The organism is Nesterenkonia muleiensis (genome assembly GCF_003600155.1).
In the GTDB taxonomy this organism is placed as follows: Bacteria; Actinomycetota; Actinomycetes; order Actinomycetales; family Micrococcaceae; genus Nesterenkonia; species Nesterenkonia muleiensis.
On sequence record NZ_QWLD01000050.1, the window covers coordinates 41,229 to 54,988 of the forward strand.

Below are 13,760 nucleotides of genomic sequence, written 5' to 3' on the forward strand. Positions count from 1 at the left end.
ATGCACCTTTGGTAGGAGTGTCTGATGAACTCAGGCGTTCAGGAGGCCTGCTGCCGCCTGGCCCGCAGCTGGGCCAGTTCGTCGGTGCTCCCGAAGGCGGAGAGCTCGGCCTGCTCAGCGCGTCCCGGCGACTGCTCCTCGCTGCGCTCCCGGGGCAGTTCGGCCAGGCTTCCCTCCACCTCGCGCCAGACCCGGCCCACCGCGATGCCGAAGACGCCCTGACCGCCCTGAACCAGGTCGATGACTTCATCGGTGGAGGTGCACTCGTAGACGCTGGCGCCGTCGGACATCAGGGTGATCTCTGCGAGGTCCTCGACTCCGCGTTCGCGCAGGTGCTCGATGGCTGCGCGGATCTGCTGCAGGGAGACTCCGGTGTCCAGCAGGCGCTTGACCACTTTGAGCACCAAAACGTCCCGGAAGGAGTAGAGGCGGGCGGAGCCGGAGCCTGAGGCGTTGCGCAGGGACGGCTTAACGAGTTGTGTGCGCGCCCAGTAGTCCAGTTGGCGGTAGGTGATTCCGGCGGCGGAGCAGGCTACCGGTCCCCGGTACCCCATCTCCTCGTCGAGATCGGCCAAGCCGTCGTCGAACAGGGGGTCCTGAGCTACGTGGCGGGAGTGCTGGCTGTGGCGCGGCACTTCTGCGCGTTGGTCCTTCACTCAGGCACCTCTCGTCTTTGGTGTGTTCGGGGAAGCGAGTTCTCTCTGCCAGTGTATCGGCGCAGTGCGGCCAAGTGGCGGCAACAGTGGAGAGGCTCGGCGTGTCTCATGAACGGTCGAAGTCCTCCGGGCCAGCTTCGGAGAGGAACTTCTGGAACTCACGAATCTCGTCCTCGGAGATGGGGCCCTTGCCCGCCAGCTGCTGGGCCTCCGGGCTGGCGCCTTGGCTTGAGTCGGCGGTGGTGTACCGGGGCCGCACCGAGACCGCTTTGAGAGTCTCCCGGTCCATGGTGACCCGGCAGTGAGCGCGAACCGCCACCGCAATAGCGTCAGACGCGCGGGCGTCGACGGTCTTGCCGCTGTTGAGCTGGATGGAACCGGCGTAGGTGCTGGTGTCGAGCAGCCTGATCTCCACCGCATCGATGCCCTGCCCGAAGCTCTCCAGCACGCTGGTCAGCAGGTCGTGGGTCATCGGACGCGGCGGCACATCCCCTTGAAGGGCCCGGGCCACCGCGGCCGCCTCAGCGGGTCCCACGATCACCGCCACGTGCAGGTCCTCGGTGCTGGGCTCTGCGCCCCGCAGTATCAGCACAGGCTGGTTGCTGGGCAGCTCGACGCGTACGCCGACCACCTCCAGCTGCACCTGTGACTGGTCCATGGGTCCAGTCTAGGCGCTGCGCGGCTCAGCGGCGATCGATTCTCTCAACCGCTGAGTCCATGATGGAGGCTCGGAGGTCTTTCAGGCACTGCAGCATCTCCTTGGAGGACTCGGCGACTCGGGCCCGTGCCGCGGCGTCCTTGCGGGCAGCCTGCGGGGCCATGGCCCGGGCAATCAGGTCGAGCTCAGCGTCGGCGGAGCGGCGCAGGGTGGCCAGATGCTTGGGCTCGAGCCCGTAGCGGGCAAGCACTCGCACGGCCTTGACCGCCTTGAGGTCGTGGTGACTGTAGTTGCCCTGAGCATCGGCGGAGATGATGCGGAACTTCTCCAGCGTGTCGAGCATCCCCCGGGTCGCACCAGAAAGGGCACGCAGCTCCTTTCTGCTCATCGGCCGGGTGCGCCCGGTCAGCTGTGCGGCAAGCTCCCCGGTGACCTCGCGCGGTCCCACCGGCGCGGACTCCGGCAGCGCTTCGGGCTTCTCCCCGGAGTCGATGGCGTCCATCGTCTGTTTGATGACATCAAGGGGCATATACCGGTCCCGCTGCAGAGCAAGGATGAACCTGAGCCGTTCGACATCTGCGGCAGAGTACTTGCGGTAGCCCGAGGAGGTGCGGGCAGGCTCCACCAGATCCCGTTCCTCCAGGAATCTCAGCTTTGAGGCCGAAAGGTCGGGAAACTCGAACTGCAGTTCGCGCAGGACCTCGGAGATGGTGAAGACATGCGAGTCGGCTAGACCGGCATTCTCAGCCGGCTTGGGCTGGCGAGCTGGTGTTGCACTCACAGGCGCATCCTCTTTCAAGTTTCAGGGGAAGGAAAGAAGTTCAGCCTCAGAATAACCTGTCCATACCGGAATGCAGGGTATTTGGCGTACCGGGAGGTCAGCTGGTCCCGCTGTAGAAGGTCAGCCTGAACTTGCCGATCTGCACCTCGTCACCGGCGCTGAGGGTGTGGCGGTCCACCCGGTCATGATTGACATAGGTGCCGTTGAGGCTGCCCAGGTCTTCGACGTCGAAGCCTTTGTCAGTGCGTTCGATCTTCACATGCCGCCGCGAGACGGTCACATCGTCAAGGAAGATATCGGCTTCAGGGTGACGCCCTACGGTGGTCTCATCCCGGTCGACCAGGAAGCGAGCGCCCTGGTTCGCGCCGGTGTGGGCGATCAGCAGCGCAGAGCTCTTCGGCAGAGCATTGATGGCCGCATTGTCCTGCTCAGAGAGTTGAGCCTCCAACTGCCCGGTCTGAGCCGGCGGCAGTGCGATGGAGGTGGTCTCCGAGGCGCTCTGCGGCGGGTGCTGCCGATCATGGTGCTGTTCGGGCAACGGTTCTCCTCCCCTCAGACGAGGTGTGGTGCTGGGATAACAACCATATAACAGCAGATCGGGTTCAGCCCACCTGTTCGGTGTACTGCTCTGAACTGAGAAGTGCATCAGCACCGGAGTCTTCGGCCAGTTTGACCTCGAAGAGCCAGCCTGCGCCGTAGGGGTCGGAGTTGATGGCCTGGGGCTCGGCGTCGAGGGTTTCGTTGACCGCCACGATCTCCCCTGCCACCGGTGCGTAGATGTCGGAGACCGACTTGGTGGACTCGACCTCGCCGACCACGTCCCCGGCGGCGACTGTGGAGCCTACCTCGGGGTGTTCCACGTACACCACCTCGCCGAGGGCGTCCTGGGCGAAGTCGGTGATGCCGATGCGGACCACCCCTTCGGATTCTGCGGCGACCCATTCGTGCTCGGCGCTGTACTTCAGCTCAGCGGGGATGCTGCTCATCTGGCTTAGGCTCCTTGGGGTGGTGAGACAACTGGTGCTGAGGACAACTTAGCACCCCGGAGGGAACTGCGGCAGGCCGGTGCTCAGCCGAGTATGCCTTCGCGGATGGCGCGCAGCACGGCATTGGTGCGGTCACGGGCCCCGAGCTTCACCAGAATCGAGGAAATGTGGTTTTTCACCGTCCCTTCGGCCAGATGGACCAGTTGGGCGATCTGCCGGTTGGAGTATCCTTCGGCCACCAGACGGAGCACCTCGGTCTCACGCTCGGTGAGACTCTCCAGCACCACGCCTGCGGATCCCGCCGGCGGCGGTGAGGTTCTGATGGCCCGCACCAGCCGGTCGGTGATCGAGGGGGCGATGAGCGTTCCGCCTTCAGCCAGCGCATGGACGGCCTGGGCCAGCTGCTCCACGGTGACGTCTTTGAGGAGGTAGCCGCGAGCCCCGGCGCGCAGAGCGTCGAGCACCAGGACATCATCGTCGAAGGTGGTGAGCACCAGAACGGGGATCTCACTGCCGGACTCCTGCAGCCTCTGCAGCAGCCACAGACCGTCGTAGGCCGGCATGCGCAGATCCAGGAGTATCACCTCGGGAGACTGGCCTTCGAGCGCGGCGAGCGCCTCTGCGCCGTCCCCAGCCTCTGCCACCACGGTGATCCCGCCGAGCTCCAGCAGGGTCCTGATGCCCTGCCTGACCAGGGTCTGGTCATCGACCACCATGACCTGCGGCTGCTCAGCGGTCGCGGCGAAGTCCTCCATAAAGTCTCAGCCTACTGCCCGGCGACCTTTGTCCAGAGGTGCCGAAAGTCATGGGCCAGTTCAAGACCGCTGGCTCAGCCGCCGTTGGCCGCAGCCCGCTCCCGGTCGCGCCGACGGTCCTCGGCCGCCTGGCGGGTCAGCTCGGAGCCGGCCTCGGCGTCGCGGGTCAGGTTCTCCCCGGTGGCGGGGTCGAACAGGTGGATTCTGCCGGCGTCGACCCACAGCTCGGCGGTGTCGCCGCCGCGGACCCGTGACATGGCGTCGACGGCCACCACCAGTTGAGTGCGCAGTTCGTCGGTGTCCATATCCGCGGCGAGGTTCTGCAGGACCTCGGCCACCCGCGGGTCGTTCTCGTAGCTGATGTAGGCGTACTGCTCATTGCCCAGCCACTCCACGTGGCTGAGCTCGGCGGAGAAGACCGACCCACGGGCCCGGCGGCTCTCGCGCACCTGGGATGCCTCCTCGAAGAACTCCGGTCGCGCACCGGCCAGCACCACATCTTTGTCCTGACCGGCAGCGGCGATGTGCTCAGGAAGCTCGATCTCGCCCAAAGGGGTGCTCAAGCACATCGCTCCGGTGGAGCTGCGCTGAACAGTGCCGGGGATGAAGTTCATTGACGGCGCGCCGATGAATCCTGCCACGAACAGATTGGCCGGCTGCTCATAGAGCTCCCGCGGCGAGGCGATCTGCTGGAGCACGCCCCGCTTCAGCACGGCCACCCGGTCACCGAGGGTCATCGCCTCGGTCTGGTCGTGGGTGACGTAGACGCTGGTGGTGTTGAGTCTGCGCTGCAGCTGGGAGATCTCGGTGCGCATCTGGCCACGCAGCTTAGCGTCCAGGTTGCTCAGAGGCTCGTCGAAGAGGAAGGCGTTGGCCTCCCGCACGATGGCCCGGCCCATCGCCACACGCTGACGCTGGCCGCCGGAGAGGTTCGCCGGCTTACGGTCCAGGTGCTCGGTCAGCTCCAGCATCCCTGCGGCACGCTGCACCTTGTCCTTCACCTCCTCCTGGGTGAACTTGCCCTTGGCCAGGCGCATGGGGAAGGCGATGTTCTCGAACACCGTCAGGTGCGGGTAGAGCGCGTAGTTCTGGAAGACCATGGCCAGGTTGCGGTCCCGCGGGGGCTTGTCGTTGACCACGTCCCCGCCGATGCGCAGCTCGCCGGAGGTGACGTCCTCCAGCCCCACGATCATTCGCAGCAGAGTGGACTTTCCGCAGCCGGAGGGCCCGACGAGTATGACGAACTCGCCGTCCTCGATATCTATAGAGATATCGTTGACCGCCGGAAAGCCGTCGTCGTACTCCTTGACGATGTTGTTCAGGGTGATCGATGCCATGCGCTTTCCTTTCTACGCTTCTGCTCTCAGCCTTTGACCGCGCCTTGGGTCAGCCCTGAGACAATCTGTCGCTGGAACAGCAGGACCAGTACGACCACGGGGATGGTGACCACGATGGCGGCCGCGGAGATGGCCCCGGTGGGCTGTTCGAACTGTGAGGCTCCGGTGAAGAACGCCAAAGCGGCAGGCACTGGCCTGGCGGCCTCGGTGGAGGTCAGTGAGATTCCGTAGACGAAATCGTTCCAGGCGATGAAGAACGCAATGATCGCGGTGGTGAACACCCCGGGTGCGGCTAAGGGGACGATGGCCTTGCGGAAGGCCTGCCACTGTGTGGCACCGTCGACCTGAGCCGCCAGCTCCAGATCCCAGGGGATCTGGCGGAAGAACGCCGAGAGCGTCCAGATGGAGATCGGCAGCGTCAGGGACAGGTACGGGATGATCAGGCCGAGCCAGGTGTCGTACAGCCCGATCTGCCGCCAGACGTTGAACAGCGGTGTGACCACCGAGATCACCGGGAAGATGGAGACCGCCAGGGCCGCACCGAGTACCAGGCGCTTGCCGGGGAAGTCCAGCCTCGCTATGGCGTAGGCGCACAGTGTGGCGAGCACCACGGCGATGAAGGTGGCGATCAGCGTGATGCCGATCGAGTTCCGCAGGGCGGTGAGGAACAGCTCCTGCGCCTGCCCCACGAAGATCATCTCGTAGTTGGCCAGCGTCCAGCTGGTGGGCCAGAACCTCTGGTTGCCCAGGTCTCCGGGAGTCTTGAAACTGTTGGCGAAGATCGCCACCACGGGGAACAGCGAGTACCCCAGCACCAGCACCGCGGCAATGGCCCAACCCAGTCGGGTCTTCGTCGTGACGCTCATCAGCCTTTCCCTCCCTTCTTGGCTTTTCCTCCGCCGGCGTCTGTCCCAGAGGCGAGGTCGACTTTGAACAGCTTGATCGCCACGAAACAGATCAGCAGCACACAGGCGAACAGCACTACGGAGACCGCTGAGCCCAGCCCGATCTCCAGCCTGCTGATCGACTGCCGGTAGGCCAGCAGGGCGAGCACTTCGGTGTTGGCCTCACCACCGGTCATGATGAAGACATTGTCGAAGATCCGGAAGGCATCCAGTGCCCTGAAGAGCACTGCCACCATGATGGCGGCCTTCATATTCGGCACAGTGACCCGGTAGAACTGCTGCCAACGGGTGGCTCCGTCCACCTTGGCCGCCTCCACCAGCTCGTCCGGCACCTGGGCCAGGCCCGCCAGCAGGAGCAGGGCGATGAACGGTGTGGTCTTCCAGATCTCGGAAGCCATGATGACGGTGACCGCGGTGCCGAAATTGGAGAACCAGTCCAATTCGTCGCTGATGCCGGGCAGCCAGGAGAACCAGTTGTTCACGAACCCTGAGTTGATGTCGAACATGTAGTACCAGGCAAAGGCCGAAACCACGGTGATGATCCCGTAGGGCACCAGGATCGCGGTGCGCAGCAGACCTCGCAGGCTCTTGAGCGCACGGTGCATCACCAAGGCCAGGGCGAAGCCCAGAACCAGCTCCACGGCAACAGTGACGACAGTGATCAGCACCGTGACCAGGAATGGTCTCCAGAATCCCCAGTCGGTGAACAGCAGAATGTAGTTGTCCAGGAAGACGAAGGAACGATCGTCTGGTGCGGTGAGCCGGAAGGAGTACAACGAGTCGAAGACCGCTTGCCCGATCGGGTAGGCGGTGACCGCCAGCATGATGACAAAGGCCGGACCGGCGAGAATCCATCCCAGCCGAGTTTCGGCCCTGGCCCGCTCGGACTTCTTCGGCTTCTCCCGCTGCCGCCTAGAGGCTGGGGCGGACTTCACGGTGTCAGTCACAGCAGACGCTCCCCTCTGAGGACTTCACCGATGAAGGTATCGGCCCGCTGCGGTGCACGGTCGGGATCGATGCCGGAGATCGGTGTGAATTCATCCTGAATCACTTCGGAGATCTCGTTGTAGTACGGGGTCTGGGGTCTGGGTGCAGCCTCATCGAGCGCCTCGCGGATGACATCGGCCATAGGGTAGTCCTCCTCGATGCGAGGATCGTCGAATGCCGACTCCGAGGAGGGAGGATTGCCGTTGGTCACAAAGTACTCTGCCTGGTTCTCTGGCTGGACGATACACTCGATGGCCTCATACGCCAGATCATGGTGTTCGGAGTCGATGCCGACGCCCAAATTGATTCCTCCCAGCGGTGCCGCTGCCGGAGTCTCAGCGTCCACGCGCGGGTAGGGGGCCCAGCCGACATCGTCAGGAACGTCTGATTCGATGCTTCCGTCCTCAGCTGCCGCATTGGTGGCAGCCCAGACAAAGGGCCAGTTGACCATGAAGGAACCGTGGTCGCGCTGGAACATCAGCATGCCCTGATTCTCGTCCATGGACGCCACGCCTGGACCTGCTAAACGATCCTGACCGATAACACTGATGATCTCTGCGGCCATGCGTCCGGCATCCGAGTCCAGGGTCGTCTCCAGGTCCTCTGCCGAGGCTGCCGGATCCACCAGGATGGATTCCTCCTGTGATTCGACAAGCGCGTTGACCCAGACGGTCATGGACTCAGCCCGGACCCCTTGAATGCTGATGTACTTGTCCTGTTCCCTGACAGCATCGATGATCTCCTCCCAGGTCACCGGCTGGCTCATATCGAGTCCGGCAGCCTCTGCCACCGATTCCCGGTACCAGAGAATCTGCGTGTTGGCCCAGAAGGGCACTGTGACGATTTCGTCTTTCCACATCGCACCGGCAAGGGCACCGTCCAAGGTGTCCTCTGTGGTGCGCTCTGCGACATCGTCAGGGACCGGTGCTAAGAATCCGGGCTCGGCCAGCTCCGGGATGAAGGGCGGGTCGATGGACATAATGTCCAGCGAGGAGTCGCCTGCTGCCAGGCGGCGTGCCAGCTGTTCGCGCTGGTCCGGCGCGTCATTGGGCAGCAGCGAGGTCTGGATGCGGTATGCACCGTCGGCCTCTTCGGTGCACTGGTCAGCAAGTGCCTGCTGTCCGCCGTCGTCCGGGTTGATGTACCAGGTCAGCACTGGAGTGCCATCGTCGGTACCGCAGCCGGTGAGCAAGAGCGCCCCCACTGCGACAGCGGCGCCAGCCGTACGTCCTTTCACCGGTACCGAACCTCCTCGCTGGGGTGATATGAATCACATTACTCAGTGGAAACATTAGTACCTTCACGCGGCAATGGGAAGGGCTTCGCTACGCGGACTTCTTGCGGAGCTTCTTCGCCTCGTCCCGGGTGATCATCAGGGGCTCGGCGCCGTCGCGGACCACCTCTGCGGTGATGGAGACCGAGGCGATATCATCCCGGCCGGGCAGGTCGAACATGATGGGGTTGAGCACGTTCTCCAGGATCGAGCGCAGTCCACGGGCTCCTGTCCCCCGGGCCTGGGCGAGTGCGACCACGGCGGCAATAGCATCCTCGTCGAAGGTCAGCTCGACATCGTCCAGGCTGAAGATCTTCTGATACTGCTTCACCAGTGCGTTCTTCGGCTCGGTGAGAATCTCGGTGAGGGCGTCCTCATCAAGCTCCTCCACTGTGGCGACCACTGGGAGCCGGCCGATGAACTCGGGGATGAGGCCGAATTTGTGCAGATCCTCGGGCTCCACATCGGCGTAGCTGGCCTCGCCGGGAACAATGGTGGACAGCGGAGCCCCGAAGCCGATGCCTTTGCGGCCGGCCCGGGACTCGATGATCTCCTCCAGACCGGCGAATGCGCCGGCGACGATGAACAGCACATTGGAGGTGTCGATCTGGATGAACTCCTGCTGGGGGTGCTTGCGGCCACCCTGGGGGGCCACCGAGGCGGTGGTGCCCTCCAGGATCTTCAGCAGCGCCTGCTGCACGCCCTCACCGGAGACGTCCCGGGTGATGGAGGGATTCTCCGATTTGCGGGAGATCTTGTCGATCTCGTCGATGTAGACAATGCCCTGCTCGGCCTTCTTGACGTCGCCGTCGGCGGCCTGGATCAGCTTCAGCAGGATGTTCTCCACATCCTCACCCACGTATCCGGCCTCGGTGAGGCTGGTGGCGTCGGCGACGATGAACGGGACCTGCAGCTTCCGGGCCAAAGACTGTGCCAGGTAGGTCTTTCCGGAGCCGGTGGGGCCGACCATGAGGATATTTGACTTGCCGATCTCGACGTCGTCGTACGGGCCCTTCTCCAAAGAGGCGGTCTTGGACGCTGAGCCGGTGACTTGGATGCGCTTGTAATGATTGTGCACTGCGACCGCCAGCGCTCGCTTCGCCTTGACCTGACCTACCACGTACTCGTCCAGGAAGTCCTTGATCTCCCTGGGGGTGGGCAGTTCGACCTCAGCGGTCTCCTGGACCTCGTTGAGGTACTCCTCGATGATCTCGTTGCACAGCTCGATGCATTCGTCGCAGATATAGACACCGGGGCCTGCGATCAGCTTGTACCGCACCTGCTTCTGGGACTTGCCGCAGAATGAGCACTTCAGCAGGTCAGTGCTCTCACCAATTCGGGCCATAGTCAGGCAACCCTCTCACCGCGCAGATCGTTTCAGGAACTACATCAAGCCTACGGCAGAGCCAGGACATGGACCGGAACCGCCACGGATCATGACGTCCCGCTGAGGCGCAAGCCCGCTTAGAGGCGGCGCGACATGTGCCCGCCGCCGGGACAAACCGGGCCTCGAGCCAAGCGAAGCGACGGCGAGCCCTTCAGGCGTGAAGGCGAGCGCAAGCTCGCCGAGAGGCGGCGCGACATGCGCGCGCCGCCGGGATCAACTCAGACCGGCAGCTTGCGGGAGGACAGCACCTCGTCAACCAGGCCGTACTCCTTGGCACCTTCAGCCGAGAGGAACTTATCGCGGTCGATATCCGCAGCTACTTCCTCGGCAGTCTTGTTGGTGTGCTGGGCCAGCACCTCCTCCATCCAGGTACGGATGCGGCGGATCTCATCAGCCTGGATGCCCAGATCAGTGGCTGTGCCGCGGGCACCTCCCATCGCCGGCTGGTGGATCAGCACGCGCGCATTCGGCAGCGCCAGGCGCTTTCCCGGCGTGCCGGCGGCAAGCAGCACCGCAGCGGCCGAGGCCGCCTGGCCCAGACAGACAGTCTGCACATGTGGGCGGATGAACTGCATGGTGTCATAGATCGCGGTCATCGCGGTGAAGGAACCACCCGGGGAGTTGATGTAGAGGGTGATGTCCCGCTCGGAGTCCATCGACTCCAGCACCAGCAGCTGGGCCATGATGTCATCGGCGGAGGCATCATCCACCTGTGCCCCGAGGAAGACGATGCGGTCCTCGAAGAGCTTGGCATAGGGGTCCTGCCGCTTGAAGCCGTAGGGGGTGCGCTCCTCGAACTGCGGCAGGATGTAGCGGGACTCGATGCTGCCGGGGGCATGAGGCACAGCCTGCGGGCTCTGTGCGGGCTGGGGGTTCTGGTGGAAATCAAAGTTCATCTCAAAGTCTCCTGTGAAGTCCTGGTGGCCTGTGAGGTCTCGGAAGCCGGCGCCGTCGCTCAGACTCCTCCGCCGCCGGAGACGGTCGAGGACCGCTGGGCGATCTTGTCGAAGAAGCCGTACTCCAGGCCATCTTCCGCAGTGAACCACTTGTCGCGGGCGTTGTCCTTGAGGATCGTGTCCACCGACTGGCCGGTCTGCTCAGCGGTCAGCTCGGCCATGACCTGCTTCATATGCTTGATCAGCTCAGCCTGGATGCGCACATCCGACTCGGTGCCGCCGATGCCTCCGGAGGGCTGGTGCATCAGGATGCGGGCGTGCGGGGTGGCGAACCGCTTCCCGGGGGTCCCGGAGGACAGCAGGAACTGGCCCATGGAGGCGGCCAGGCCGGTGGCCACCGTCACCACGTCGTTCGGGATGAACTGCATGGTGTCGTAGATGGCCATCCCGGCGGTGACGGAGCCGCCCGGGGAGTTGATGTAGAGGTAGATGTCGCGCTCAGGGTCCTCGGCCGAGAGCAGCAGCATCTGGGAGCAGATGGTGTTCGCGTTATCGTCGCGCACCTCAGAGCCCAGCCAGATGATCCGCTCCTTGAGGAGCCGGTTGTAGATGTAGTTCTCCTGGGATGCCGGGTCCACGCTCGAGGCAGTGGGCAGCTGCTCAGACATCGAGTTCCTCCAAAGGTCTCTTCACGGGTTCTGCTACGACATTACTGGAGACAGAGCACGACGACGCCGAGCACACCGGACTGTTCGCCGTCGGCACAGCTTAGTTCCGCCGGCGGGGAAATCTCTCACCATGGTGAGGAATCATTGCCGAGTGTTGGAATCTCTCCGCGCCGCATGTCCCGAGGCGGAGGGATTCCAGCACTCGGTGCCACGGCCATCACACCTACAGCAAGTCCTATCGGTGCGCACACGGACCCCAGAGGTCTGGGACCCGCGCGGCTGCACAACTGCCGGGTGGGCCACGTCAGGGAGCCACGCTCACCTGAGCTGATCGCCAGACTGACATGATCGCACCCGCCATGTCACAAGTTCGCGGGTCAGTCGGCCAGCGGTGAAACATCGATGGTGTGATGGATGGTCAGCGCCGCGCCCGGACAGCAATCACTCTGTCTGTTCGCCGTCGCTGAGGAACTGTGCCTACGAGACAGGTATACCCCGGCACCATGGGCACCAGGGCACACCTCTGTGTTGAACGTGCTTACTTGTCCTCGGACTCCTCGGCCGGCGCTGTGTCTTCAGCTGCCTCTTCTGCCTCGGTGGTCTCGTCAGCGGCATCGGAAGTGTCTGCTGAAGACTCGTCCGGGGCGTCGTCGTTCTCCTGCTCGTCCGCGGGGGTGACGAACTCGGTAAGATCCACCTCGTTGCCGTCGGTGTCGGTGACCTTGGCCAGCTCCAGCACCTTGGCCAGGGCCTTGCGGCGGCGGACCTCTCCCATGATCATCGGGACCTGGCCGGCCTGATCCAGCATCTGGGCGAACTGGTTGGGCTCCATGCCGTACTGCTGGGCAGTGGCCACGATGTACTCGATGATCTCACCCTGGTCGACCCCGATCTCTTCCTTCTCAGCGATCAGGTCCAGGACGATCTCATTGCGGAAGGCCTCCTCGGTCTGCTCCCGGATCTCGGTGCGGTGCTCATCCGTGTCGTGGGAGTCGCCCTCAGAGTGCCCTTGCGAGCTGAAGTGCTGGTTGATCTGCTCCTCGACCACGGATCCCGGGACCGGAACCTCGACCAGGCCCATCAGCTTCTCGAGGACTTTGTCACGGGCTTCTACGCCCTGCTTCTCCAGGATGGTGGATTCGGCCTTGGACCTCAGGTCATCTTTGAGCTCATCAATGGTGTCGAACTCAGAGGCCAGCTGGGCGAACTCGTCGTCGGCCTCGGGCAGCTCACGCTCCTTGACGGCAGTCAGGGTGACCTTGACGTTCGCCTCTTCGCCGGAGTGCTCACCGCCGGCCAGGGTGGTGGTGAAGGTGGCGTCCTCCTCAGCGGAGAGCCCCTCCAGGGCCTCGTCCAGGCCCTCAAGCATGGTGCCTGCACCCACCTGGTAGCTGAGTCCGGTGGCGTTGTCGACCTCGTCATCGCCGATGGTGGCAACCATGTCGATGGTGACGAAGTCATCGGTCTTCGCCGGCCGTTCGACTTCCTTGAGAGTGCCGAAGCGGGAGCGCAGAGCGTCCAGCTCCTCCTGGACGGCCTCCTCGTCAGCCTCCTGGGGCTCGACCTCGACCTCCAGACCGGCGTAGTCGGGCAGCTCAACCGTGGGCTTGACGTCGAGTTCTCCGGAGAACTTCAGCACGCCCTCATTGGTCTTGACGTCAGGGATCTCCTCGACCTCTACCTCGGGGCGGGAGAGCGGGGTGACCTCTGCTTCGGCGAGACCGGCCTGATAGAACTCCTGCAGACCGTCGTTGATGGCCTGCTGGATGACGGCCTCGCGGCCGAAGCGCTGATCGATGATGGGGGCGGGGACCTTGCCCTTGCGGAAACCCGGGATCTGAACCTGGTTGGCGATGCTCTTATAGGCAGCCTTGATCTTGGGCTCAAGCTCCTCGCCGGACACCTCCACGGTGAGCTTGACTCGAGTCGGGTTCAGTTCTTCGACGGTGCTCTTGACCACGTATGGGCTCCTGAATATTGCTCTAGCTGAGATTGCTGTTGACGTGCCGGTCTTCAAGCCGGAGCCCGCCGCCACTGCTGGCGGCAGGCTTCCCACTCTGTCGGGAAGACAGGATTTGAACCTGCGACCTCTCGCTCCCAAAGCGAGCGCTCTACCAAACTGAACTACTTCCCGTTTGCCTGCACGTGCTCACACACGCCCCGGGGCGTACGCATGAACCGCTACACAATACCGTGATCCACCGCTGTGCGGCGAATCCTCATCACCTCTTGCTCGGCACTGATGACTGATCACCTCTCTGCCACAGCAGAAAAGGCCGCTGACTAATGAGGTCAGCGGCCTTGTTCCCGAGAGTCTGAGCGTGGGCCCCGCGGGACTTGAACCCGCAACCTGCAGATTAAGAGTCTGATGCTCTGCCAGTTGAGCTAGAGGCCCTCGAATGAGAACTTCAGCTTCTCAGAAATAGTGCCCGCCTTCACGCGGACAACGACATGCGACTTTATCACCTAAT

At 63.6% G+C, this 13,760-nt stretch carries 14 protein-coding genes and 2 tRNA genes; all 16 read right to left on the minus strand.

Annotation, left to right across the window (positions count from 1 at the left end):
• Window positions 1-38 precede the first annotated feature (38 nt).
• Window positions 39-656: a MerR family transcriptional regulator gene (locus DVO78_RS15000; RefSeq protein ID WP_420799098.1), complete on the minus strand. Its 618-nt coding sequence runs from the start codon at window positions 654-656 to the stop codon at window positions 39-41.
• Window positions 657-762: 106 nt separating this feature from the next.
• Window positions 763-1,314, minus strand: a complete 552-nt coding sequence (locus tag DVO78_RS15005) for a bifunctional nuclease family protein (protein ID WP_120006006.1) — start codon at window positions 1,312-1,314, stop codon at window positions 763-765.
• Window positions 1,315-1,339: 25 nt separating this feature from the next.
• On the minus strand, window positions 1,340-2,095 hold the full coding sequence (gene ftsR, locus DVO78_RS15010; protein ID WP_120006008.1) for a transcriptional regulator FtsR: 756 nt from the start codon (window positions 2,093-2,095) through the stop codon (window positions 1,340-1,342).
• A gap of 97 nt (window positions 2,096-2,192) precedes the next feature.
• Window positions 2,193-2,633 carry an FHA domain-containing protein gene (locus tag DVO78_RS15015; RefSeq protein WP_238385342.1) on the minus strand — a complete coding sequence of 147 codons (441 nt, stop codon included), beginning with the start codon at window positions 2,631-2,633 and terminating at the stop codon, window positions 2,193-2,195.
• A gap of 64 nt (window positions 2,634-2,697) precedes the next feature.
• On the minus strand, window positions 2,698-3,081 hold the full coding sequence (gene gcvH / locus DVO78_RS15020) for a glycine cleavage system protein GcvH (RefSeq protein WP_120006012.1): 384 nt from the start codon (window positions 3,079-3,081) through the stop codon (window positions 2,698-2,700).
• An 83-nt stretch (window positions 3,082-3,164) separates the two neighbouring features.
• The gene (locus DVO78_RS15025) at window positions 3,165-3,836 is read right to left on the minus strand and encodes a response regulator (RefSeq protein WP_120006014.1); all 672 of its coding nucleotides are present in this window, start codon (window positions 3,834-3,836) and stop codon (window positions 3,165-3,167) included.
• A 74-nt stretch (window positions 3,837-3,910) separates the two neighbouring features.
• Entirely contained in the window at window positions 3,911-5,173 is a 1,263-nt protein-coding gene (locus tag DVO78_RS15030; RefSeq protein ID WP_120006016.1) for an ABC transporter ATP-binding protein, read from the minus strand.
• 26 nt (window positions 5,174-5,199) lie between these two features.
• On the minus strand, window positions 5,200-6,039 hold the full coding sequence (locus DVO78_RS15035; RefSeq protein ID WP_120006018.1) for a carbohydrate ABC transporter permease: 840 nt from the start codon (window positions 6,037-6,039) through the stop codon (window positions 5,200-5,202).
• Complete coding sequence (locus tag DVO78_RS15040; protein WP_238385343.1) at window positions 6,039-7,025, minus strand: carbohydrate ABC transporter permease; 987 nt, start codon at window positions 7,023-7,025, stop codon at window positions 6,039-6,041. Before DVO78_RS15040 ends, DVO78_RS15035 begins: the two co-directional genes overlap by 1 nt.
• Window positions 7,022-8,302 carry an extracellular solute-binding protein gene (locus DVO78_RS15045; RefSeq protein ID WP_120006020.1) on the minus strand — a complete coding sequence of 427 codons (1,281 nt, stop codon included), beginning with the start codon at window positions 8,300-8,302 and terminating at the stop codon, window positions 7,022-7,024. The genes DVO78_RS15040 and DVO78_RS15045 overlap by 4 nt, the downstream gene beginning before the upstream one ends.
• Before the next feature lie 88 nt (window positions 8,303-8,390).
• On the minus strand, window positions 8,391-9,683 hold the full coding sequence (gene clpX, locus DVO78_RS15050) for an ATP-dependent Clp protease ATP-binding subunit ClpX (protein WP_120006022.1): 1,293 nt from the start codon (window positions 9,681-9,683) through the stop codon (window positions 8,391-8,393).
• A gap of 260 nt (window positions 9,684-9,943) precedes the next feature.
• Window positions 9,944-10,621, minus strand: coding sequence for an ATP-dependent Clp protease proteolytic subunit (locus tag DVO78_RS15055; RefSeq protein WP_238385344.1), 678 nt, complete (start codon window positions 10,619-10,621; stop codon window positions 9,944-9,946).
• Between the two features lie 59 nt (window positions 10,622-10,680).
• Entirely contained in the window at window positions 10,681-11,289 is a 609-nt protein-coding gene (locus DVO78_RS15060; protein WP_120006024.1) for an ATP-dependent Clp protease proteolytic subunit, read from the minus strand.
• Between the two features lie 538 nt (window positions 11,290-11,827).
• Complete coding sequence (tig, locus tag DVO78_RS15065) at window positions 11,828-13,249, minus strand: trigger factor (RefSeq protein WP_157984072.1); 1,422 nt, start codon at window positions 13,247-13,249, stop codon at window positions 11,828-11,830.
• Window positions 13,250-13,349: 100 nt separating this feature from the next.
• A tRNA-Pro gene (locus tag DVO78_RS15070) sits at window positions 13,350-13,423 on the minus strand.
• 188 nt (window positions 13,424-13,611) lie between these two features.
• Window positions 13,612-13,684, minus strand: a tRNA-Lys gene (locus DVO78_RS15075).
• Between the last annotated feature and the right edge of the window lie 76 nt (window positions 13,685-13,760).